Genomic DNA, 23,969 nt, shown 5'->3' on the forward strand with positions numbered 1-23,969 from the left:
ATAACTGTTTTATAGCTAAAATGGCTATTATTGTATTAATGGATAACGTAAATAATAATGAGTAAGGTGAAAGAATTAATAAAAAAGCCAATTGGTTGTTTATTTTTGGGCTTTATTTTTTGCTTTTTGGGCTTCATGGATGGAGGTCTTGTACTACAACTGTGCATTTTATTTTTCGTAGGTATTTATTTTTTAGGGCTATTTGTTCAAACATTATTTAATAAACAGTGGCGTATTTTCGGTAAAAATCTTTGTATTTGGATAGTTGCAGTGGTTATTGGTATGGCAGGTCAGTACTATTTATATAAAAGTTGGTTAAATGAAGCGAATCAAGTGGTTGAAGTTTTACAGGATTATCAGCAAAAATACGGGCAATACCCCAATAAAGAGAAGTTTTACCAGTTATTAAATGCTAAACAATTAAGATTAATTAAACGGCCAGGTTATATTTTTGAAGAAGATGCAGAGTTTCCCTTTCTGATCTATGCCAGTCCAAATATGGTTTTTGGCGCAAATCGATATGATTTTAAATTACGGCAATGGGAATATTTGAGTGGTGATTGATATTCCCTTGTGTGTTTTAAACACAAGGGAATAAGGCTTAGAATTGGCTTCTGTCTAAATTTGTCATCGCTAATGGATTGACCCATTCATTAAAATCTTTTTCTGAGACTAGTTTCAGTTCAAGTGCTACTTGTTTTAGACTTTTATTTTCTTTGTGGGCGGTTTTTGCGATCAGTGCTGCTTTATCGTAGCCAATGTGTTTGTTTAAGGCGGTGACTAACATTAAGTTATTTTCAAGGTGTTTATTAATAACAGGTAAATTAGGTTCGATACCCACAGCACAATGCTCATTAAAGGAAAGGCAAGCATCGGCTAATAGATTAATGCTTTCTAGAACATTATGGACCATTACGGGTTTATAAACATTCAGTTCAAAATTACCCTGTGTTCCCGCAAAGGCTACTGTGGCATCGTTACCAAAAACTTGAGCACAAACCATAGTCAGTGCCTCGCATTGTGTTGGATTTACTTTGCCAGGCATAATAGAAGATCCAGGTTCATTTTCAGGAATTAATAGCTCACCAATACCACAACGTGGACCGCTGGCCAACCATCGGACATCATTGGCTATTTTAAAAAGGGCGCCTGCCAATGTTCTCAATGCGGATGAGGTATTGACTAAGGCATCATGGGCAGCAAGTGAAAAGAATTTATTTTGGGATGATACAAAGGGTTGCTGCGTTAGATCTGCAATATTAGCAGCGCAACGATCACCAAATTGAGGGTGTGCATTTAAACCCGTTCCAACAGCAGTTCCGCCGATAGCAAGGCTATAGAGTCCGCGTAAAGCATATTTAATGGTGTCTAATGCAAAGTCAATTTGTGCAACCCAACCGCTTATTTCTTGGCCTAGCGTAATGGGGGTTGCATCTTGCAAGTGGGTACGTCCAGTTTTAACCACTTCTTTGTATTCAATGCTTTTTTTATGAAGAGTGTCTCTTAATTTACTGACATCGGGAAAGAGTCGATTAAAGAGCTCTAACACTACGGCTATATGCATGGCGGTAGGAAATGTGTCATTCGATGACTGTCCGCAGTTAACATGGTCATTAGGATGAACAACGCTCTTATCACCAATTTGTCCGCCTAATATTTCTACAGCACGATTAGCGATAACTTCGTTAGCATTCATATTCGATTGCGTGCCTGAACCGGTTTGAAAGATAACGAGTGGAAAGTTATCATTGAGTTTACCTGTAATCACTTCGTCGGCTGCTTTAGCAATAGCATCCGCAACATCCGGCGGAATTTCGCCAAGGTCTTTATTCGCTAAGGCGGCTGATTTTTTCAATAAACCCAGTGAGTGAATGATTGTTGGATGCATTTTAAAACGGTCAACACCTATTTTAAAGTTTAGCATTGAGCGCTCTGTTTGCGCCCCCCAGTACTTATCGGCAGGTACTTCAATTTCACCCATTGAGTCACGTTCTTTACGCATTCTAGTCATCATGATTTCCTTTTTTTATTAGTTTTTTCGTAGTTAATTTCGATACCCTTGATTAAAAAGGGTTCCTATTTCTTTATTTTTGTTTGTAACATCTTTTTGATTTGCCATCATACTAAAGATAGATTTTATCGCATTTGGTATCTCTTTATTCTGTTCTTGTTAAATAATCTGTAACATTTTTTTCACGATAATGGCTTTTAAAATATTGAAGTAGCACTATGTTATGCAAGATGGCTGGTTAATCTAGCTATATCCATAGTTAATTAGCATCGTTTTTTCTCTGGTGTTATAGTAGTCGACTTGATTTTTATTCTCAAAATGAGGCTGTTTTGGAAAATATATCTGTTCGTGGTGCGCGTACCCATAATCTTAAAAACATAGATTTAACTTTACCTCGTGATAAATTAATTGTCGTGACGGGATTGTCAGGGTCGGGTAAGTCGTCACTGGCGTTTGATACACTTTATGCAGAAGGGCAAAGACGTTATGTTGAGTCCTTATCTGCCTATGCGAGACAGTTTTTATCAATGATGGAGAAGCCCGATGTTGACTCCATTGAGGGGTTGTCGCCTGCCATTTCCATTGAGCAAAAATCCACCTCACATAATCCGCGATCAACTGTGGGAACGATTACAGAGATTTATGACTACTTACGTTTGCTATATGCTCGAGTAGGAACGCCTCATTGCCCTGAGCATGATGAACCATTAGAAGCGCAAACCGTAAGCCAAATGGTTGATCAGGTATTGGCGCTACCTGAGGGCAGCAAACTAATGCTACTGGCACCTATCATCAAAGAGCGTAAAGGTGAGCATCTGGCTGTATTTGAAGAAATGCGCGCCCAAGGGTTTGTTCGTGCTCGTGTGGATGGGCGACTTTATGAGCTAGACGAGCTCCCTAAACTGGATAAACAAAAAAAACACAGTATTGATGTAGTGATTGATCGTTTTAAGGTAAAACCTGATATTCAGCAGCGCTTGGCAGAGTCTTTTGAAACAGCACTTAAGCTAGCAGATGATACTGCGATTATTGCCCCCATGGAAGGTGAAGAGCTTGATGAGATTTTGTTTTCGGCTAAGTTCGCATGTCCTATCTGTGGCTTTTCTATCAGCGAGCTAGAACCTAAACTGTTTTCATTTAATAATCCGGCTGGGGCTTGTCCTAGTTGCGACGGCTTAGGCGTTAAACAGTTCTTTGATGCCCGTCGAGTTGTGAATGATGAGCTCACGTTGGGCGAGGGGGCTATTAAAGGTTGGGATAGACGTAATGCCTATACTTTTCAAATGCTCAACTCGCTGGCAACGCATTATAAATTTAGCTTAGATACGCCATTTAAGGATTTAACAGAGAAGCAACAAGGGCTAGTGTTAAATGGCAGTGGAACAGAGCAAATTACCTTTAATTATTTAAATGATCGTGGTGATGTTGTAAAACGTAAACATCCTTTTGAGGGGGTATTACCTAACTTAGAGCGTCGCTACCATGAAACGGAGTCCCAAAGTGTTCGTGAAGATCTTGCTAAGTTAATTAGTACAAGGGCTTGCCCTGACTGTAAAGGTACAAGATTACGTCCTGAGGCACGCTTTGTTTGGGTGGGTGAGAAAACATTACCTGAGGTTGTTCAGTTACCCATAGAAGATTGCTACCAATACTTTTCAACCCTTAAGCTAACAGGAACTAAAGGTGCTATTGCTGAGAAGATACTGAAAGAGATTAGCCAGCGTTTAGAGTTTTTGGTCAATGTGGGGTTGGATTATTTAACCTTGGAGCGTAGCGCGGAGACTTTGTCAGGTGGTGAGGCACAGCGTATTCGTTTAGCAAGCCAGATAGGTGCTGGTTTAGTGGGGGTGATGTATATTTTAGATGAACCCTCAATCGGTTTGCACCAACGTGATAATGATAGGCTGCTTAAAACCTTAACCCACTTGAGGGATTTAGGTAACACCGTCATCGTTGTTGAACACGATGAAGATGCTATCCGATTGGCAGATTATGTGATAGATATTGGCCCAGGTGCAGGTGTTCATGGTGGTGCCATTGTTGCACAAGGTACACCTGAAGAGATTATGAAAAATCCTGACTCTATCACAGGTAAATATTTATCAGGTATTTTGAAGATTGAAGTACCTGAAAAACGCACAGCCTATAATAAGAAAAAAGAATTGGTACTAAAGGGTGCGAAAGGTAATAACTTAACAGGCGTTGATTTACACATTCCATTAGGATTATTTACTTGTATTACAGGAGTTTCTGGTTCAGGAAAATCAACATTGATTAATGATACCCTTTACCCTTTGGCTGCGACAGCATTAAATAATGCAACAACACTGGAAGTGGCAGCGTATGATTCTATTAAAGGTCTTGATCAGTTAGATAAGGTGGTTGATATTAATCAAAGCCCGATTGGGCGTACACCTCGTTCAAATCCTGCGACCTATACCAATATCTTTACCCCTATTCGAGAGCTTTTTGCCGCGGTGCCCGAGTCGCGTGCAAGGGGTTATAATGTGGGGCGCTTTTCATTTAATGTGAAAGGCGGGCGTTGTGAAGCTTGTCAGGGGGATGGTGTGATTAAGGTTGAGATGCATTTTCTTCCTGATGTCTACGTCCCTTGTGATGTGTGTAAAGGAAAGCGTTATAACCGTGAAACTTTGGATATTAAATACAAGGGTAAAACTATTCATGAAGTGCTAGAAATGACCATAGAAGACGCCGCTCAGTTTTTTGACGCGGTACCTGCTTTGTCACGTAAGCTACAAACCCTTATTGATGTAGGTTTGTCCTACATTAAATTAGGACAAAGTGCTACAACGTTGTCGGGTGGTGAAGCCCAGCGTGTTAAGTTGGCGCGTGAGCTTTCTAAACGGGATACTGGTAAAACGTTGTATATCTTAGATGAGCCTACCACAGGACTTCATTTTGCCGATATTCAGCAGCTGTTAGTAGTGTTACATCGTTTACGTAATGATGGTAATACAGTAGTGGTGATTGAGCATAATTTAGATGTGATTAAGACTGCTGACTGGATTGTTGATTTGGGTCCTGAGGGTGGTTCAAAAGGTGGAAAAATTATTGCTTCAGGCACACCAGAAGAAATTGCAGAGCTTGAGTATTCATGGACAGGTAGGTTCTTAAAGCCTTTACTGGTGTCTCAACAACAAGCTAAAAAAACCAAGAAAAAATCTAAATAGGTAAAACCACTGTTGCTATCTAGTGGCAGTGGTTATTGTTTGATGTTAATGCGCCCTTGTTAATCATTTGATTCTCCTTGATAATAACCCTATTTATTAGTTTTTAAAGGGATCGATCAATGAAAAAAATAGGGCTGTTGCTACTTGTATTATCTTCAAGTGTTGTGTGTGCTGAATCGCGTTTAGATACGGTATTAAAAAAAGGTATTTTGACTGTATGCACAACAGGGGATTATAAGCCCTATACCTATGAAACAGCTAAAGATCAGTATGAAGGGATTGATATTTCCATGGCTGAGTCTTTAGCGAAATCATTAGGGGTAACCGTCAATTGGGTTAAAACCACTTGGAAAACCTTAACGCCTGACTTCCTTAAAGGGGAGTGTGATATTGCTATGGGAGGCATTTCTGTTACCTTAGAGAGGCAAAAAATTGCATTTTTCTCTGATCGATTAGATGTTGATGGGAAGATTCCTTTAGTGCGGTGTGAAGATAAAGACAAATATCAAACAATTGAACAAATTAATCAACCCTCTGTGCGTGTTATTGAACCTAAAGGAGGAACAAACGAGCGCTTTGCAAATGCTTATTTACCTAAGGTTAATTTGACATTGTCTCCAGATAACATGGGTATTTTTAAGCAATTGGTAGATAAGCAGTATGATGTGATGATTACAGATACTTCTGAAGCATTATATCAACAAAAGCGTAATCCTACACTTTGTGCAATTAATCCCCGGCAACCAATGCAATACAGTGAAAAAGCCTACATGTTGCCTAAAGGTGATGTGACATGGAAACTGTATGTTGACCAATGGTTGCATTTAAGTAATCAAACAGGTGAGCGACAAAAAGTAACTAGCCAATGGCTAGGTGATTACTAGCCTAAGGTTCTGCCGTATAGCGACTTGAAATAGCTATGCGGTTCCACGTGTTAATGGTGATAGCTAACCACTCGATGGCCGCAATTTGTTCCTCTGTAAGGTATGTTGCGGCTTCTTTGTAAATGCCCTCGGGTACTTGATCATCTGCGATGAGGGTGATTTTTTCGGTTAATTTCAATGCACTGCGTTCTAAAGAAGAGAAGTACTGGCTTTCCTCCCACGCACTTAATAAGGTGATACGCTCGATGCTTTCACCATGTTTTAGTGCATCTTGTGTGTGCAGTCGAATGCAAAAAGCACATTGGTTAATTTGTGAGGCTCTTAGGCGAAGTAAATGTGAAAATCCTTCATCAATACCTGCATCGTTTATGACTTGTGAAGCCAGTTTATCTAGCTCAGCTACACATTTATAGAGGGTAGGGTTTGACTTGCCAAGATTGATTCTTTTCATAATAAATAGCCTATTTGTCGTTAATTACTTACATCATATACTAAAATAGCGTATCAATAATGGTTGGTAGTGAAGAGAAGTGGGTAGTGGTCTATAAAAAAGAAAGAAATTGTTATTATCATCAGGTGATTGTGATTTTTGTTTATATAAAAATGAGCATGGCTACTTTTTGGAAGTACCTATTCTTGTTGGGCAAATAGCTTGGTCAAGAACAGTGGCGCTTACGAAAATACAATTTGAGTTGTTCTTAGTCAATGATCCCCCTGCTATTATTGTTGCAAGCCAGCAAGTAGAACAAGGAAGTAAAGAGGCAAGGCCAGCCTTTGATAGACTAAGAAAGGAAAGCATATGAACAATAAATGAAATAGGTGCTAGCATAAAATTAGAAAATGTGGTATAAATTGCGCCCTTAACTCGGCCTTACGGCTATTTTTTAAAACCCGCACATATATCGACACAGTATTCTGGGTGCCTATTTGGTTGAATGCTGGGATATATGGAGGCTTAACCCATAGAGGAATAAAAATGTCTCAAGTATCAATGCGTGATATGCTTCAAGCTGGTGTGCATTTTGGCCACCAAACTCGTTACTGGAATCCAAAAATGGGTAAATACATTTTCGGTGCGCGTAACAAAATCCATATCGTTAACCTAGAAAAAACATTACCTATGTTTAACCAAGCAATGGCTTTCTTAGGAAAAGCAGTTGCTGGAAAAAATAAGGTATTATTTGTAGGTACTAAGCGTTCAGCAAGCAGAATTGTTGCTGAGCAAGCAACACGTTGCAAAATGCCTTATGTTGATCACCGTTGGTTAGGTGGTATGTTGACGAACTACAAAACTATTCGTCAGTCTATTAAGCGCCTACGTGAGTTAGAAGCTCAATCTCAAGATGGTACTTTTGATAAATTAACTAAGAAAGAAGCATTAATGCGTACACGCGACTTAGAAAAGTTAGAGCGTAGTCTTGGTGGTATTAAAGACATGGGTGGTTTACCTGACGTATTATTTGTTGTCGATGTTGACCACGAAAAAATCGCTATTGCAGAAGCAAACAAATTAGGGATTCCTGTTATCGGTATCGTTGATACAAATAGTAATCCAGAAGGTGTTGATTACATTATTCCTGGTAATGATGATGCGATTCGTGCGATTCAATTGTATTTAGGTACTGCAGCTGATGTAGTATTAGCAGCTAAGCAAGGTTCTGGTGCTGCTTTAGCTGAACAGTTTGTTGAAGAAAATGTAGCTGATGAGGCTGCTGAAGGCTAATTATTATTGCCCTTCTTTAATTGATAAAATTAAGGGGGCATTGCCCCCTTTTCTGACTTTAGAGCTAGCTATTTAAAGTTTATAAGCTAATTAAGAGGATATAAAAATGGCAGAAATTACTGCAGCATTAGTAAAAGAATTGCGTGAGCGTACTGGTCTTGGCATGATGGAATGTAAAAAAGCATTAGTAGCTGCCGCTGGTGATATTGAAAAAGCGATTGATGAATTACGTAAATCAGGTGCTGTAAAATCTGCTAAAGCAGCAGGTCGTGTAGCTGCTGATGGCGTGGTTGCAGCTAAAGTGTCTGCTGATGGTAAATACGGTATCATGATCGAAGTTAACTCAGAAACTGACTTCGTGGCACGTGATGATAATTTCAAAGGTTTTGTGGCTGACACATTAGAAAAAGCATTTGCGGGTAAGATTACTGATGTAGCTGAGTTGGCTGCTCAACAAGAAACTGCAAGACAAGCATTAGTACAAAAGATTGGTGAAAATATTTCTATTCGCCGTATTGCTGCGGTTGAAGGGGATGTAGTTGGTGCTTATGTTCATAGTAACAGCCGTCTTGCTGCTCTTGTTGCACTACAAGGTGGTGGCGATTCAGAATTAGCCAGAGATATTGCTATGCATGTTACTGCTTCTAACCCAGCAGTATTAAACCCAGAAGAAATTTCTGAAGATTTAGTAGCGAAAGAAAAAGAAGTTTTCTTAGCATTAAATAAAGATAAGATTGAAGGTAAACCAGCTGAAGTGGTTGAAAAAATGATTGCTGGCCGTATTCAAAAATTCTTAAGCGAAGCAAGCCTTGTAGGTCAAGCTTTTGTTAAAGATGATAGCGTTAAAGTTGGTGAGCACGCTAAGAAACAAGGTGCTAAAATTATTTCTTTCGTACGTTTTGGTGTTGGTGAAGGCATTGAAAAAGCAGAAGTTGATTTTGCTGCTGAAGTAGCTGCTCAAGTAGCTGCAACTAAATAAATAGTTGTGTATTAAGAAAAAGGTTATCTTATGAGATAACCTTTTTTTTATGTCGATTTATTTGGGGTGAGCTGCTTGATTGATAATAACTATAAGCATCCTTTTGAGAGTTGTTGGGGATCCTGTTGTAATTACCTACTCAATAATAAAGTCATTTTGACAATGAGGCGCAAGCTTTTTAGCTACTTACCATTCTTGAAGTTGAAGAGTGATGTGACAGACGTAGTCTATATGAATTGGTTGGTTGACCTTGAGGCGTTTAAAGATTATATACCCGAAGGTGTGACCCTTTTTGAAAAACAAGGACGTGCCTTGTTTACAATTTTGACATATAAACATCATCATTTTTCTCCTGCCTTTTTAGGCCCTTTTCGTAAGTTATTTCCATCTCCTTTACAAAGCAATTGGCGACTTTATGTTGATCAATTGCCATTAAAAACAAACAATGACCAAGAGGTCGTGTTATTTTTAAAAAATATTTTAGACAGTCATTTATTTGCAATAGGTAGCCGCCTTTTTAGTGATGCATTACCTTCGCATTTTGCAGCTTCTTTTACACACAGTAAACAGGGTGATTGTTATGAGACAATAATTACCCCTGGCGAGGGGAGTGCACCCGAGTTACAGGCACGTTTGACAGAAATGGACTCTCAACATTGGCTACCTGTAGAGTTTGAGTACTACTTTGGCGATATACAAAAAGCGCTAGAGTTTATTTGCTTACAAAAAGCAGCTATTTCTTCAATTGGTTCATCAAAAGAAGTTGCTTATGCGGGCATTGATTTACCAGTTGATATTGCAACCATTAAACCGATGCAGCTTAATGGTATCCATGTACCTTTTTTAGAAACATTGCAGGGAAATCTATCACAGCCTTTTTGTTTTGTTGTCCCTAGCGTGCCTTTTACAGTACTTTGGGAGAGAGTTTTATAGTTTAGTCAGTTGGCATTGTAAGGGATAGTTAGGAGTTATGGTGTATCGTTTCCTTAGAAATGGTGGTGTCATTTAAGGATAGTTAAATGAAAAATAATAGATATAGGCATCCAACACAGAGCAAATTAGGAACCATTTGCAATATTTTATTTAATAGTAAACTAATTTTATTTATAAGGCGAACCGCGTTTTATTGTTTGCCTTTTCCGACCCTGCGCAGTGAAGTGAAAGATGTTGTTTATATGAGCTGGCTTGTGGATAGTAAAAGCTTGGCTGACTATATTCCAGAGGGTGTTGGAATTTGTGAGCAGCGTGGGCGAACACTGATTACAGTGCTAACCTATCGGCATCATCATTTTGCACCCGTTTATGTAGGGCCATTAAGAAGAATTTTTCCTTCCCCATTACAGAGTAGTTGGCGTGTATATGTAAATAAGTTACCAAAGAATGATTGTTTAGATAAGGGGGTTATTCTTTATTTAAAAAACACCTTTGATAGCTTGTTGTTTGCAATGGGAACACGATTAACGAGTGATATAGAACCTTCTCATTTTTCCCCTAAATTTATCTTTAATAAAGAGTTTGACCACTACAATATTCATATTGAGGGTGGGATAGGGAGTGCACCTTCATTAGATGCTACTTTGTCGGTTATGGAGGATAAGGACTGGTTGCCTAAAGAATTTGAAGACTATTTTGGTAGTAAGGAAGCTGCTTTAAGGTTTATTTGTTTACAAGGTTCAGCTATTTGTTATGCAGATTCTATTCAGAAGATTGTAAGGGCAGGTATTCGGTTACCTGTTGATCTTTCAACTATTACGCCATTAAAGTTTGAAGAAGGTATAACCCCATTTTTAGATGAATTAAATGGAAATCCTTCAGAACCCTTTTGTTTTATAGTGCCTTACATTCCATTTGATGTGTTATGGGAAAAAATTCTAAAGTGAGGTTATGAAATATTTTTTATATTGTTTATGACGTATCTATAATATTAAACTTGAACAAATGGTAACAATTCGGAATAATGACGCCCCAAATGTTATTGATATTAAAATATAGCCGCTTAAATAGTTACCTGCAGGAGATTTAAAATGGCTCAGCAAGTGGGATTAAGACAACCACGCTACAAACGCATCTTATTAAAGCTTAGTGGTGAAGCGTTAATGGGAAGTGAGAACTTTGGAATAGACCCGAAAGTACTTGACCGTATGGCGCTAGAAATAGGTCAGTTAGTGGGTATTGGAGTGCAGGTCGGGTTGGTTATTGGTGGTGGTAATCTATTCAGAGGGGCTGCGTTATCAGCTGTCGGAATGGATAGGGTTACGGGCGACCATATGGGAATGCTGGCCACTGTAATGAATGGCCTTGCGATGAGAGATGCCTTAGAGCGCTCTAATATTCCTGCTTTGGTTATGTCTGCAATATCAATGGTAGGTGTGACAGACCATTATGACCGCCGTAAGGCAATGAGACATCTTAACTCTGGGGAAGTTGTAGTTTTCTCAGCAGGAACCGGAAATCCTTTCTTTACAACAGATTCAGCGGCTTGTTTAAGAGCAATTGAGATTGATGCTGATGTTGTTTTAAAAGCGACTAAAGTGGATGGGGTGTACACCGCTGATCCATTTAAAGATCCTGATGCTAAGAAGTTTGATCGATTAACTTATGAAGAAGTTTTATCACGTAAGTTGGAAGTAATGGATCTGACCGCTATTTGTTTATGTCAAGATCATAACATGCCGCTTCGTGTGTTTAATATGAATAAACCCGGTGCCCTTCTTAATATTGTTGTCGGTGGAACTGAGGGTACATTGATTGAGGAAGAAAAGAATGATCAATGAAATTAAAAAAGATACACAAACTCGTATGCATAAAACGGTTGAGTCATTAGGCCAAGCGTTTGCTAAAATTAGAACAGGTCGCGCACACCCTAGTATTCTTGAATCTATTTCTGTGCCTTATTATGGTGTTGATACACCACTCAATCAGGCTGCTAATATCACTGTTGAAGACTCCAGAACGTTGGTAGTGACAGTATTTGATAAAAGCATGGCGCAAGCGGTTGAAAAAGCGATTATGACATCAGATTTAGGATTAAATCCTGCTTCTGCGGGCACTGTTATCCGTGTTCCTATGCCACCTTTAACTGAAGAAACTCGTAAAGGTTATACAAAGCAAGCACGTTCTGAGGCGGAAAACGCACGGGTAGCGATTCGAAATATTCGACGTGATGCTATTACGCAATTAAAAGATTTGCTGAAAGATAAAGAAATCAGTGAAGATGAAGATCGACGTGCTCAAGATGAGATTCAAAAAATAACAGATAAATTTATCGCTGAGGTTGATAAAGCATTAGAGCAGAAAGAAACTGATTTAATGGCTGTCTAATAAACTGTTTATGAAAGACACAAAGCAGTTTATTGCTTCTGCAATACCAAGGCATGTAGCAATTATTATGGATGGTAATAATCGTTGGGCAAAAAAACGATTATTACCCCATGTGGCAGGCCATAGAGCTGGTGTTGCGGCTGTACGTGCAGTTGTGGAGGTTTGCATTGAGTCGGGGATTGAAGTTTTAACTTTATTTGCTTTTTCTAGCGAGAATTGGCAAAGGCCGGCAGTCGAAGTACAAGCACTTATGAAACTGTTTTTATGGGCGCTAAAACAAGAAGTTAAAAAGTTGAATCAGCATAATGTGCGATTAAAAATCATTGGTGAGCGCTCTGCATTTAGTCAAGAGCTACAAAGCTCAATGAAAGAAGCTGAGAATTTAACATCAAATAATAATGGTTTGGTATTACAAATTGCAGCTAATTATGGTGGGCAGTGGGACATCTTACAAGCCACTCAGAAAATAGCCAACGATGTAGTAGCAGGCAATATACAACCCGATGAAATTACAATCAACCATATAGAAAATTATTTAGTAACATCTCCTCTTGTTATGCCTGATTTATGTATTCGTACAGGTGGAGAACATAGGATTAGTAATTTCTTATTATGGCAGTTAGCTTATACAGAGCTTTATTTTTCAGAAATGTTTTGGCCCGATTTTAAGCATGAAGCTATGCGTGAAGCATTGGCTGATTTTGCCGCAAGGCAGCGTCGCTTTGGTAAAACTAGCGAGCAAATAGAGCGAGGAGAGTAGAACATGTTAAAACAACGAGTATTAACAGCATTGGTACTTATTCCTATTGCTTTATGGGGGTTTTTCTATCTGGATGGTCGCGCTTTTGCTATTTTTGTTGGTGCAGTAGTGACAATAGGTGCATGGGAATGGGCAAGATTGGCAGGGCTCGAAGAGTCAAATAGTCGCTTAACCTATGCAGGTATTTGCGCATTGCTCCTCATCTTGTTGTGGAATATGCCTTCAGTCGCTAGATTAGTTGTATTGCTAGGTATTTTTTGGTGGGGGTTTGCTTGGTTATTAGTGCTGGGCTTTCCAGATTCAGCGAGTTATTGGAAAAATAACACAACAAAATATGTAATAGGATTACTCATTTTATTACCTGCTTGGCAGGGGCTTATGTTATTAAAGCAAGATGAGTATGGTAATTGGATTATTTTTAGTATTATGCTCTTTGTTTGGGCGGCTGACATTGGCGCGTATTTTGCTGGGAGAACATGGGGTAAAGATAAACTTGCTCCTAAAGTAAGTCCGGGCAAAAGCTGGCAGGGTCTATGGGGAGGCATGCTAGCGGCAGTTGTTGTCGGCTTAATTATTTATATGAAAACAAATATTTTCGACGATAAGTTACTTATTGGCTTAATTTGTTTAGTTATTTTAGTGACTTTCTCCGTCCTAGGTGATTTAACAGAAAGTATGTTTAAACGCGAAGTGGGTCTTAAAGACAGCAGTAATTTATTACCGGGGCATGGTGGCGTATTAGACAGAATCGATAGTCTAACCGCAGCGATACCAGTTGCTGTTTTATTGTTATGGGTTCTTGGTAGCTAATTGTGCAACGTATTTGTGTTTTAGGAGCAACTGGCTCTATTGGTAAAAGTACTCTAGATGTTATTGCAAGACATCCAGAGTGTTACGAAGCGTTTGCATTGACCGCACATACAAGGATTGCAGAGTTAGTACAGTTATGTATTCAGTTTCGTCCTCAGTATGCCGTTGTTGCTAATGAGGCCAATAGGCTTTCTGTTCAGCAAAGTCTTCAAGAAAATGGCATTAAAACTGAAGTTTTGAGTGGTTCTCAAGCGTTATGTGATGTCGCTAGTCATCCAGATGTAGATGCCGTGATGGCCGCTATTATCGGGGCAGCAGGCTTATTGCCAACACTTTCTGCAGTAAAAACAGGAAAGAAAATCCTGTTAGCTAATAAAGAAGCATTGGTTATGTCTGGTGCTTTATTTATGCAGGCAGTTGAAGATTATCATGCTACATTATTGCCTATTGATAGTGAACATAATGCTGTATTTCAGTGCATGCCGAGCTCTTTTAAAAGAAACTTAGATGAAGTGGGCGTGGAGCGAATATTACTGACAGCATCTGGTGGTCCATTCCGAAATACGCCAAAAGAACAGTTAGTTAATGTAACGCCAGAACAAGCCTGTGCACATCCCAATTGGTCTATGGGGCGAAAAATCTCTGTTGATTCAGCCACTATGATGAATAAAGGGCTTGAGTTTATTGAAGCCTGTTGGCTTTTCAATGCACAGCCTGAACAGATCGAGGTGGTTATTCATCCTCAGAGTATTATTCACTCTATGGTTGCTTATACTGATGGTAGTGTATTAGCAGAGTTAGGCAATCCTGATATGCGTACGCCAATAGCTCATGCGCTGGCATGGCCAAAGAGAATAGCATCTGGCGTTGCACCCCTTGATTTATTTAAGATAGCACAACTAGATTTTCATCAACCTGATAACGAACGTTTTCCTTGTTTAAAATTGGCCGAGCAGGCTATGATTACCAGAGGTACGGCTCCTGCTATTTTAAATGCAGCTAATGAAGTGGCTGTTGCAGCGTTTTTACAAAGTAAGATAAAGTTCACAGAAATTGTACAGTTAATTGATTATGTATTAGATAAGCAGCCAGTCATTCAGGCTGACTCTCTTGAAACTATTCTGCAAGAAGATGCAGAAGCGCGAAAGTCTTCGTGTAACTATCTGAAAAAGCTAGGAAAGTAGTGTTCTAATATGTCAATGTTATTTGGAGCGATTATTGCTTTAGGTGTACTAGTCACCATTCATGAGTTTGGTCATTTTTGGGTGGCTCGCCGTTGTGGTGTTGAAGTAATACGTTTTTCTATTGGTTTTGGTAAACCATTAGTTCGTTGGCATGATCGCTTAGGGACAGAGTATGTAATTGCTATGATCCCTCTGGGTGGTTATGTGAAAATGCTGGATGAGCGCGAGACCGATCAGCAAATCCCACCCGAGAAGTTGCCTTACGCTTTTAATCGTAAGTCTGTTGGAAGGCGTATGGCTATTGTCGTCGCAGGGCCTGTTGCAAATTTCATTTTGGCTATTCTGATTTTTTTTGTATTAGCTCTTGTCGGTTCTAAAGAACCTATTCCCATTATTGAAAAAGTTTCTCCAGAAAGTATTGCAAGTGCTGCTGGGCTTAAGCCAATGACAGAGATCCTTGCCGTTGATGATGTATCCACACAGACGTGGGGAGATGTTTCTTTACAGCTTTTTAAGCGATTGGGTGAGACAGGGAGTATTACCCTTAGAGTAAAAGAAGATGATCAAGAAAAACTGTACCCATTAGCTATTAATGACTGGTTGCGGGGTGTCGCACAACCCGACGTTTTCTCAGGGATAGGCATAAAACCTTATCGCCCCCCCATTCAAATTCTTTTAAGTGGCGTGACTGCTGGAGGAGCCGCTGAGAAGGCCGGTTTAAAAGGTGGTGATGTATTAAATTACTTTAATGATCAGCCAATTACAGGATTTCAGATGTTAACGGATGAAATCAAAAAAATGCCCTATCAAAATGTAAAGATTGGCTATGAGCGTAATGGTCAAAATTATGTTGCTAATGTTAGATTAATGACGATGCCCGATGATTCAAGTCTGGGTTATATGGGTGTTGAGTTATCGGGTAAAATGGATTGGCCAGAAACAAAGTTACGTCATGTGAATTATAGTTTAAGCGATTCATTATTAAGGTCGTTTGAGCAAACGTGGGCATTTAGTTTTGTGACATTAACCTCTATTAAGAAAATGTTTACAGGGCAGGTGTCAGTAAAGAATCTAAGTGGCCCTATTTCGATTGTAAAAGTGGCTGGTTCTAGTTTTAGTTCAGGATTTCTTTATTTCTTAAAGTTTTTGGCGCTGTTCAGCATCAGTTTGGGAGTGCTGAATCTCTTACCAATACCTGTATTAGATGGTGGCCATTTGCTGTTTTATATCATTGAATGGGTAAGAGGACACCCTCTATCTGACGAAATACAAGGGATGGCGTTACAACTTGGCATATTTTTAATGATTGGTGTGATGTTATTTGCTATTATGAATGACTTAAATTGGTTATAATGCAGAATTTAAAGTTTGATTTTATTGTTCAGGTATTATTCAGGATAAAAAGGACAGCATGAAATATTTGTTACTACCCCTAGTCTTTGCTGCTGCAATCTCTCCAAGGATTTATGCAGAGTCCTTTACTATTTCTGATATTCGAATTAATGGACTACAGCGGGTCTCAGCAGGCAGTGTCTTCACCGTATTACCCATCAAGATTAATGACGAAGTTGATGAAGATATGCTAGCCGAAGCCTCTCGTGCTTTGTTTAGATCAGGTTATTTTCAAGATATACAGTTAAGTCGTAGTGGCAATGTACTGATTATTACGGTTGTTGAAAGACCGACGATTTCTAGTATTGATATTACTGGTAATAAAGCTATCAAAACAGAGGATTTGTTGAAAGGTTTACGCCAAGCTGGTCTAGCAGATGGCGAAATTTTTCAACAAGTAACATTAGAACGTGTACGTAATGAACTGCTACGCCAATATGTTGCTCAGGGACGTTATTCCGCCAATATTGAGACAGAAGTTATTTCTGAGCCGAGAAACCGCGTTCGTTTAAAAATTAAAATAGATGAAGGTGTTGTTGCCTCCATTGCTAACATCAATATTGTAGGGGATACAGTATTTCCTGAAGATACATTAACTAACTTGTTTGAATTGAAAACAAAGAAGTGGTATCGCTTTTTTAGTAGCAGTGACAAATATTCTCGCGAAAAATTAGCGGGTGATTTAGAGCGTTTGCGCTCTTATTATATGGATCGTGGTTATGTAAATATGGATATTTCTTCGACCCAAGTATCTATAACACCTGATAAAAAGAGTGTTTACATCACAGTAAATATTGATGAAGGTGAGAAATTCCATATTAGTAATATTAAGCTTGCTGGTGATTTAAAGTTACAAGAAAGTGCTTTGCGTGATCTTTTGCTAGTAAAAAGTGGACAAGTATTCTCTCGTAAATTAATGATTACATCCTCTGAGTTAATCAGCCGAAGATTAGGAAATGAAGGTTATGCTTTTGCGGATGTTCGTGGAATTCCTGAAATTAATGCTGAAAATAAAACGGTTTCTATTACTTTTACGGTTGATCCTGGTAAGCGTGTTTACGTTAATCGAATTAATTTCCGAGGTAATACGAAAACGGAAGATGTTGTTTTACGTCGTGAGATGCGTCAAATGGAGGGAGGATGGGCCTCTACTTATTTGATTGACCAGTCAAAAACGCGTTTAGAGCGATTAGGGTATTTCAAAGAAGTAAAGGTTGAAACACCTAGTGTTCCGGGTATTGATGACCAAATTGATGTGAACTATACCGTTGAAGAGCAACCTTCTGGCTCTATATCTGCTTCTGTCGGGTTTGCGCAAAGCTCAGGACTTGTTTTAGGTGGTTCTATCAAGCAAGATAACTTTTTAGGCACAGGTAATAAAGTAGGTATTGGTATGACACGTAGTGACTATCAAACCAATTTAAACTTTAGCTACTTGAACCCTTACTGGACCGTTGATGGTGTTAGTTTAGGTTATAACGTTTTCTATAGAACTACTGACTATTCTAAATTAGATGTGGATTATACAAGTTACTCTGTTGATAGCTTGGGTGCAGGTTTTAGTTTTGGTTATCCGATTAGTGAAACCTCTAGTGTCAACTATGGCCTAGTTGTCCAAAATGATAAAATCAAAACAGGTAATGCAAGTGCTGAAGAAGTTTATGACTTTACAGATAAATACGGTACTAACTATTTAAACTATAAGTTAAATGTTGGTTGGGGCAAGTCTACGCTAAATCGTGGTTTACTTCCTACAAGAGGCGGTTCGCAGTCCTTATCTCTAGAAGTGGCTATTCCAGGAAGTGATTTGACATTCTATAAGATAGATTATAGTGCCCAATACTTTAAACCGATTACAGATAGTTATGTATTACGCTTCCATACGGATTTAGGCTATGGTGACGGTTATGGCTCAACGAAGATACTGCCTTTCTATGAAAACTATTATGCAGGTGGTTATAACTCAGTACGTGGATTTAAAGATGGTTCATTGGGTCCTCGTAGTACGCGAAGCTATAGATATTATAATAGCTATTATGCTAATGATTGGAGCGATGATGATGACCCATTTGGTGGTAATATTTTAATCACTGGTGGTGTAGAGTTGATTGTTCCAACACCTTTTGTCAGTGATCAACGATCAATAAGAACGTCTATTTTTTGGGATGCGGGTAATGTGTTTAGTAACAATTGTCCACTTTCAACAACCAAATACTGTAATAATCCAAACTTTGGTGACTTAGCAAGTTCTGTTGGTGTTGGTGTTACGTGGGTGACTGCATTTGGGCCTCTAAGCTTTAGTTTAGCTGCTCCGATTAAAAAACCCGACGGTGCTGACACTCAAATATTCCAGTTCTCATTGGGACAAACCTTCTAATAAGTTAATAGTTTATAAATATTGTAAGTATCAGGAGTATAGTTTATGCGTAAATACACCAAGTACGTGCTAGTCGCTCTTTTAGCCGTCAGCGCACCAGCTTTTGCTGAGATGAAAGTTGCTGTCTTGAATTATCAAATGGCTTTACTTGAGTCGGATGTAGCACAAAAGTACGCAAAGGATTCTGAAAAGCGTTTTGGGCCAAGAGTTCAGAAATTAAAAGCATTAGAAGAGCAAGCTAAAAAAATTCAAGATAATTTAGTTAAAAATAGCTCAAAAATGCAGCAGGCAGAAAGAGAACGCTTAGAGCTAGAACTTAACCAAAAAGCACGTGATTTTCAAGTTCAGTCTAAAGAGTTAAATGATAGTAAGATGAAAGCTGATCAAGACATGCTTAAAATTCTTAAACCAAAATTAGATAAAGCAGTTGAAGAATCTTTGAAAGCAGGCGGATATGATTTAGTATTAGAAAGTGGTGCTGTTGTTGATGTAAAACCACAATATGATATTACTAAACAAGTTATCGACCGTTTAAATAAAATGAAATAAGGCGTTATTATGCCCAAGTATACACTGGCAGAGTTAGCTGAAAAATTTGAAGGAACTGTTAAAGGTAATCCTCAACACATGGTTAGTGGTTTAGCAAGTTTACAAACTGCTACTGAAGAAGATTTGAGTTTTTTAGCAAATGCCCAATATAAAAAGTTTTTATCTGAGACAAAAGCAGGTGCTGTACTACTTAAAAAAGAACAAGCTGATTTTTTCGAAGGTAATGCAATACTATTAGATGATCCTTATCTTGCGTATGCAAAGATTTCTTATTTATTTGATACCAAACCTATTAGTAAATCAGGTATTCATCCTACCGCCGTTGTAGCCGATACAGCGAAGATTGATCCTACCGCGGCTATTGGGGCTTATGCTGTTATTGAGTCTGATGCAGTAATTGGCGCAGGTGTGACTATCAGTGCTCATTGTTTTATTGGGGCACGTTGTATTATTGGTGAGGGGGGATGGCTAGCCCCGAGAGTAACGCTGTACCACGATGTTAAAATAGGTAAAAGAGTTGTTATCCAATCAGGCGCTGTCCTTGGTGGAGAAGGCTTTGGTTTTGCAATCGATAAAGGTGACTGGTTTAGAATTGCACAAATTGGCGGTGTTACATTAGGTGATGATGTCGAGATCGGTGCTAATACTACTGTTGATCGTGGTGCATTAGCTGATACCGTGATCGGTAACGATGTTAAACTAGATAATCAGATTATGATTGGCCATAATGTCCAAGTAGGTGATCATACAGCAATGGCTGCTTGTGTAGGTATTTCTGGTAGTACAAAAATCGGTAAACGTTGTATTATTGGGGGTAGTGTTGGTATGGCTGGCCATTTAGAAATTTGTGATAATGTTATGCTAACAGGTATGACAATGGTTACACGTTCTATTTCTGAGCCGGGTACTTATTCATCTGGTACTTCTATGCAAACATCAACGGAATGGCGAAAAAGTGTTGCACGATTTAGGCATTTAGATGAAATGGCACGAAAAATACAGCAATTAGAAAAAAAATTAGCAAATATTGAGCTTAATAATAAAAGTTCGTCGTAGGGTAGTATATTTTTATAATATACTTCTTAGTAAAATTACATTATAGAATAGATAGGTCCGTGTTAATGAAGATGGATATAAAAGAAATTTTCGAGCATTTACCACAACGTTACCCATTTTTGTTGGTGGATCGTGTTGAAGAATTGAATTTAGATACTGATGAGAAAACGATTCGTGCATATAAAAATGTAACGATCAATGAGCCTTTTTTTGAAGGGCATTTCCCTGATAACCCGATAATGCCAGGTGTCTTAGTTTTAGAAGCTATGGCTCAAGCAGCAGGGATTTTAAGTTTTAAAATGATGAATGCCAAACCTGATGATGGAACGGTTTATTATTTTGTGGGTTCTGATAAGTTAAGAATCCGCCAACCTGTTGTGCCAGGTGATAGACTAGAGTTAAGAGCGAAATTTTTAGGGGTTAAGCGAACCATTTGGAAATTTGAGTGTAAAGCCTTAGTTGATGGTAAGGAAGTAGCAGCGGCCGAAGTAATTTGTGCTGAGAGAAAGCTATAAACGGCTTTTTTCATTAATCGCAAAATTTTAATGAATAACATTGCTTTTGGTGAGATAAAAATAACTGAAAGCAATAATAACAATAGCATATAGATTATTAGGGGTTTTTTGTGACTGATGATTTAATAAACAATATTGAATTGCCATCGGATAAGAAGCTTTGTGTTGCTATTGTAGTCGGTGAAACCTCTGGGGATCTTTTAGGTTCAGGACTTATGGCTGAACTTAAAAAGAGACATCATAATATTGAGTTCGTTGGTGTTGGCGGCTCAAAAATGGAAGCGCAAGGTTTAAGTTCAATGTTCCCTATGGAACGACTCTCTGTTATTGGTATTACAGAGGTTTTTGGGCGTATTCCTGAATTATTAAAGCGTCGTTCAAAATTAATCAAGGATATTATTGCGATAAAACCTGATGTGTTTATTGGTATTGATGCTCCTGATTTTAATTTAACAATAGAATTGAAATTACGCCGTGCAGGTATTAAGACGATTCATTATGTCAGTCCTTCTGTATGGGCATGGAAGCAAAAGCGTATTTTTAAAATAAAAGAAGCATGTGATTTAGTTTTAGCGCTATTTCCATTCGAAACGAAAATATATAAAGAACATAATATTCCTGTTGCCTTTGTTGGGCACCCTCTGGCTGATTCTATTCCCCTTGAGTTAGACAAAAATGCAATTAAGGCGGAGTTAGGATTTTCTGACAGTACTCCTGTGGTTGCTTTAATGCCTGGTAGTCGTGCGGGAGAAGTCTCTCGTTTAGCGCCTATTTTTTTGGAGACAGCGCTTAAGATTGTTGATAAATATCCTTCCGTGCAATTTGTTATTCCTTGTGCTAATGCTAGCCGTCGGGAGCAGCTAGAGTCATTATTAAAAGGGTATAAGTTACCAATACGTTTATTGGATGGACAGTCACAAAAAGCATTAGGTGCTTGTGATGTAGTCTTAATTGCATCGGGAACGGCTACATTAGAAGCTTTGTTATGTGTACGTCCGATGGTTGTTGCCTATAAGCTCACGACATTAAGTTTTTATCTTATAAAAAGTTTATTTAAGATGCCTTATGTTTCTATACCTAATATTTTAGCAGGGCGTTTTGTGGTGCCTGAGCTGCTTCAGCATGATGCAACACCTGAGAAACTTTTTAATGCCTTAGTGCCTTTATTGGATGGAAATATCAAAGATCAAGTAGAAAACTTTAAGGCAACGCATATTGAGTTAAAGCAGAATGCATCTGAAAAAGCTGCAGAAGCTGTATTAAAACTAATAGCTACTGTTTAATTTCGCGTTCACTGGGTCGTCTGCTGCCCTGTACTATCTTTTCTATTATTTTAGAGGCTGCTGTCATTCCAAAACTGGCAGTTACCATTGTGATAGCACCAAAACCACCACTGCAATCTAATCGAGTTCCTTCTCCTGTAAAGCCTTTTGTTTGGCAAACGGAACCATCTGGCTGGGGATAACGCAATTGTTCAGTAGAGAATACACATGGAACACTGTAGTGTCGCCCTGTCGTTTTGGAAAAACCATAATCTTTACGTAAAAGAGAGCGAACCTTTGCTGCTAGTGGATCATTGTAAGTTTTATTAAGGTCTGTAATTTGAATTTGGGTTGGATCAATTTGTCCGCCTGCACCACCTGTTGTTACAATCTGAATCTTTCTACGCTTACACCAAGCAATTAAAGCTGCTTTTGCTTGGACACTATCAATACAATCAATGGCCCCATCTAAGTCATTGTGAATGAGTTCAGGAATAGTTTCTCGTGTTACAAAATCATGGATAGCATGCACCGTACAAATAGGGTTAATAGCCCTTATTCTTTCAGCCATGACATCAACTTTTGGCTTACCAATAGTATCTTCTAACGTATGGAGTTGACGGTTAGTATTTGATACGCAGATGTCATCAAGATCAATCAGGGTTATCTCCCCAACTCCCGTACGAGCTAAGGATTCTGCTGCCCAAGTACCAACTCCGCCAATTCCGATGATGGCAATATGTGCTTTTTGTATCTTGTCGAGCCCTTGTACACCATATAAGCGCGCAATGCCTGCAAAACGTGGATCAATTATCATATTGTTCTGTCTTTAAATAGTTCACTAGCCAATCTTACGGGGGCAAAAGATTGGCGGTGTATAGGTGTGGGGCCGAGTTTTTTAAGTGCTGCTAAGTGAACAGGGGTAGGATAGCCTTTATGGGCAGCAATACCATAGGCTGGGAACTCTTTATCGAGAGCGATCATTTCTCTATCTCGACTTACTTTAGCTAAAATGGAGGCGGCGGCAATGGCAGGTACACTAGAATCGCCCTGTATAACTGCTTTACAAGGTACGGAAGTATTAGGACATTTATTACCATCAATGAGTGCTAATTTGGGTTCAATGCTCAAACCTTCTATAGCACGCTTCATTGCAAGTAGCGTTGCTTGTAGAATATTTATCTCATCAATTTCTGATACTTCAGCACGGGCAATAGACCAAGCCAGTGCTTTTTGCTTTATTTCATCAAACAGTAAATTACGCTTATTTTCAGAAAGTTTTTTTGAGTCATTTAAGCCTATAATTGGCTTGTTAGGGTCAAGAATAACGGCAGCTGTGACAACAGGGCCACACAAAGGGCCCCGACCAACTTCATCAACCCCAGCGACTAATGTTTCAACCAAATTAAAGTCTAAGCCTAATTGCATAGAATAACCATTGTAAAAAGTGTAGACCTATTATAGCAGTTAGCTACGGAAGATAAAGAAAACAGCACCGAGCATACAGCAGCCAGCCCATAAATAGTCTAGCTTGAGTGGTTGATTCATAACATAGACACTAAAGGGAATAAATACAGCTAAAGTAATTACCTCTTGCATGATCTTTAATTGACCTAAAGAGAGTTGTGTAAAACCAATACGGTTAGCAGGGACTTGAATAAGGTATTCGCCGAGGGCAATAACCCAACTGACTAGTGCTGCAATAATCCATGGTTTACTTTGCATGGTGCGAAGATGCCCATACCAAGCATAGGTCATGAAAAGATTAGAGGCCGTGAGCATGAGAGCAGTAATTAACCAAACGGGCATGATAAGCTTCCTTGTAGCAGTTTTAGTAGTGTTGGGTAGTGAATTTATTTCAGCTAATAATTACTCAAAAGAAAATGAATAGCTTAATAGATAGGTCTTAAGGTTATGTTCGTTATATTTTTATTTATTATAAAAGCATTGGTTTA

Annotated in this window: 24 protein-coding genes; 19 read left to right on the top strand and 5 right to left on the bottom strand. The window is 38.8% G+C overall.

The features are described from left to right. The first annotated feature begins 66 nt into the window (after positions 1-66). Positions 67-564 (top strand): hypothetical protein, encoded by a 498-nt coding sequence (locus DM558_RS13215; protein ID WP_127164418.1) that lies wholly within the window; start codon positions 67-69, stop codon positions 562-564. Positions 565-601: 37 nt separating this feature from the next. On the opposite strand, the gene fumC is transcribed toward DM558_RS13215, so the two are convergent. After that, the gene (gene fumC / locus DM558_RS13220; RefSeq protein ID WP_127164896.1) at positions 602-2,002 is read right to left on the bottom strand and encodes a class II fumarate hydratase; all 1,401 of its coding nucleotides are present in this window, start codon (positions 2,000-2,002) and stop codon (positions 602-604) included. 338 nt (positions 2,003-2,340) lie between these two features. Here fumC and uvrA point away from each other — a divergent pair, with 338 nt between their 5' ends. Beyond that, a complete protein-coding gene (gene uvrA / locus DM558_RS13225) occupies positions 2,341-5,202 on the top strand; it encodes an excinuclease ABC subunit UvrA (protein ID WP_127164419.1) in 2,862 nt (953 codons plus the stop codon). A 119-nt stretch (positions 5,203-5,321) separates the two neighbouring features. After that, positions 5,322-6,086, top strand: a complete 765-nt coding sequence (locus DM558_RS13230; RefSeq protein WP_127164420.1) for a transporter substrate-binding domain-containing protein — start codon at positions 5,322-5,324, stop codon at positions 6,084-6,086. Position 6,087: 1 nt separating this feature from the next. On the opposite strand, the gene DM558_RS13235 is transcribed toward DM558_RS13230, so the two are convergent. Beyond that, positions 6,088-6,537: a carboxymuconolactone decarboxylase family protein gene (locus DM558_RS13235; protein ID WP_127164421.1), complete on the bottom strand. Its 450-nt coding sequence runs from the start codon at positions 6,535-6,537 to the stop codon at positions 6,088-6,090. Positions 6,538-6,646: 109 nt separating this feature from the next. Here DM558_RS13235 and DM558_RS13240 point away from each other — a divergent pair, with 109 nt between their 5' ends. The 16 genes from DM558_RS13240 to lpxB all read left to right on the top strand — a co-directional run bounded on the left by DM558_RS13240 (position 6,647) and on the right by lpxB (position 22,035). After that, positions 6,647-6,889 (top strand): hypothetical protein, encoded by a 243-nt coding sequence (locus DM558_RS13240; protein WP_127164422.1) that lies wholly within the window; start codon positions 6,647-6,649, stop codon positions 6,887-6,889. Between the two features lie 173 nt (positions 6,890-7,062). Next, positions 7,063-7,809 carry a 30S ribosomal protein S2 gene (gene rpsB / locus DM558_RS13245; protein WP_109704080.1) on the top strand — a complete coding sequence of 249 codons (747 nt, stop codon included), beginning with the start codon at positions 7,063-7,065 and terminating at the stop codon, positions 7,807-7,809. 106 nt (positions 7,810-7,915) lie between these two features. Next, positions 7,916-8,788: a translation elongation factor Ts gene (tsf, locus tag DM558_RS13250; RefSeq protein ID WP_109704079.1), complete on the top strand. Its 873-nt coding sequence runs from the start codon at positions 7,916-7,918 to the stop codon at positions 8,786-8,788. Positions 8,789-9,001: 213 nt separating this feature from the next. Beyond that, entirely contained in the window at positions 9,002-9,721 is a 720-nt protein-coding gene (locus DM558_RS13255; RefSeq protein ID WP_164731465.1) for a DUF2071 domain-containing protein, read from the top strand. Positions 9,722-9,807: 86 nt separating this feature from the next. Next, positions 9,808-10,668: a DUF2071 domain-containing protein gene (locus DM558_RS13260; protein WP_127164424.1), complete on the top strand. Its 861-nt coding sequence runs from the start codon at positions 9,808-9,810 to the stop codon at positions 10,666-10,668. 144 nt (positions 10,669-10,812) lie between these two features. Further along, positions 10,813-11,562: a UMP kinase gene (pyrH, locus tag DM558_RS13265; RefSeq protein WP_109704076.1), complete on the top strand. Its 750-nt coding sequence runs from the start codon at positions 10,813-10,815 to the stop codon at positions 11,560-11,562. Continuing rightward, the gene (frr, locus tag DM558_RS13270) at positions 11,552-12,109 is read left to right on the top strand and encodes a ribosome recycling factor (RefSeq protein ID WP_109704075.1); all 558 of its coding nucleotides are present in this window, start codon (positions 11,552-11,554) and stop codon (positions 12,107-12,109) included. The genes pyrH and frr overlap by 11 nt, the downstream gene beginning before the upstream one ends. 10 nt (positions 12,110-12,119) lie before the next feature. Further along, positions 12,120-12,869: an isoprenyl transferase gene (locus tag DM558_RS13275; protein ID WP_127164425.1), complete on the top strand. Its 750-nt coding sequence runs from the start codon at positions 12,120-12,122 to the stop codon at positions 12,867-12,869. A 3-nt stretch (positions 12,870-12,872) separates the two neighbouring features. Next, a complete protein-coding gene (locus tag DM558_RS13280; RefSeq protein ID WP_127164426.1) occupies positions 12,873-13,679 on the top strand; it encodes a phosphatidate cytidylyltransferase in 807 nt (268 codons plus the stop codon). Positions 13,680-13,681: 2 nt separating this feature from the next. After that, positions 13,682-14,863: a 1-deoxy-D-xylulose-5-phosphate reductoisomerase gene (ispC, locus tag DM558_RS13285; RefSeq protein WP_228411758.1), complete on the top strand. Its 1,182-nt coding sequence runs from the start codon at positions 13,682-13,684 to the stop codon at positions 14,861-14,863. A 9-nt stretch (positions 14,864-14,872) separates the two neighbouring features. Further along, positions 14,873-16,216 (top strand): RIP metalloprotease RseP, encoded by a 1,344-nt coding sequence (gene rseP / locus DM558_RS13290; protein ID WP_177412512.1) that lies wholly within the window; start codon positions 14,873-14,875, stop codon positions 16,214-16,216. Positions 16,217-16,274: 58 nt separating this feature from the next. After that, positions 16,275-18,632 carry an outer membrane protein assembly factor BamA gene (gene bamA / locus DM558_RS13295; RefSeq protein ID WP_127164428.1) on the top strand — a complete coding sequence of 786 codons (2,358 nt, stop codon included), beginning with the start codon at positions 16,275-16,277 and terminating at the stop codon, positions 18,630-18,632. Between the two features lie 45 nt (positions 18,633-18,677). After that, a complete protein-coding gene (locus DM558_RS13300; protein ID WP_109704070.1) occupies positions 18,678-19,181 on the top strand; it encodes an OmpH family outer membrane protein in 504 nt (167 codons plus the stop codon). Positions 19,182-19,190: 9 nt separating this feature from the next. Continuing rightward, complete coding sequence (gene lpxD / locus DM558_RS13305) at positions 19,191-20,237, top strand: UDP-3-O-(3-hydroxymyristoyl)glucosamine N-acyltransferase (RefSeq protein ID WP_127164429.1); 1,047 nt, start codon at positions 19,191-19,193, stop codon at positions 20,235-20,237. A 71-nt stretch (positions 20,238-20,308) separates the two neighbouring features. Continuing rightward, positions 20,309-20,752, top strand: coding sequence for a 3-hydroxyacyl-ACP dehydratase FabZ (fabZ, locus tag DM558_RS13310; RefSeq protein WP_109704392.1), 444 nt, complete (start codon positions 20,309-20,311; stop codon positions 20,750-20,752). 140 nt (positions 20,753-20,892) lie between these two features. Continuing rightward, the gene (lpxB, locus tag DM558_RS13315) at positions 20,893-22,035 is read left to right on the top strand and encodes a lipid-A-disaccharide synthase (RefSeq protein WP_127164898.1); all 1,143 of its coding nucleotides are present in this window, start codon (positions 20,893-20,895) and stop codon (positions 22,033-22,035) included. Here lpxB and tcdA read toward each other — a convergent pair. From tcdA to DM558_RS13330, 3 genes are read right to left on the bottom strand one after another with little or no spacing between them, the layout of a single operon-like run. Continuing rightward, positions 22,025-22,831 (bottom strand): tRNA cyclic N6-threonylcarbamoyladenosine(37) synthase TcdA, encoded by an 807-nt coding sequence (gene tcdA / locus DM558_RS13320; RefSeq protein WP_127164430.1) that lies wholly within the window; start codon positions 22,829-22,831, stop codon positions 22,025-22,027. The genes lpxB and tcdA overlap by 11 nt on opposite strands. Then, on the bottom strand, positions 22,828-23,442 hold the full coding sequence (gene rnhB, locus DM558_RS13325; protein WP_127164431.1) for a ribonuclease HII: 615 nt from the start codon (positions 23,440-23,442) through the stop codon (positions 22,828-22,830). The genes tcdA and rnhB overlap by 4 nt, the downstream gene beginning before the upstream one ends. Positions 23,443-23,481: 39 nt before the next feature. Continuing rightward, the gene (locus DM558_RS13330; protein ID WP_127164432.1) at positions 23,482-23,823 is read right to left on the bottom strand and encodes a DMT family protein; all 342 of its coding nucleotides are present in this window, start codon (positions 23,821-23,823) and stop codon (positions 23,482-23,484) included. Between the last annotated feature and the right edge of the window lie 146 nt (positions 23,824-23,969).

Source organism: Entomomonas moraniae, assembly GCF_003991975.1.
GTDB classification, from domain to species: domain Bacteria; phylum Pseudomonadota; class Gammaproteobacteria; order Pseudomonadales; family Pseudomonadaceae; genus Entomomonas; species Entomomonas moraniae.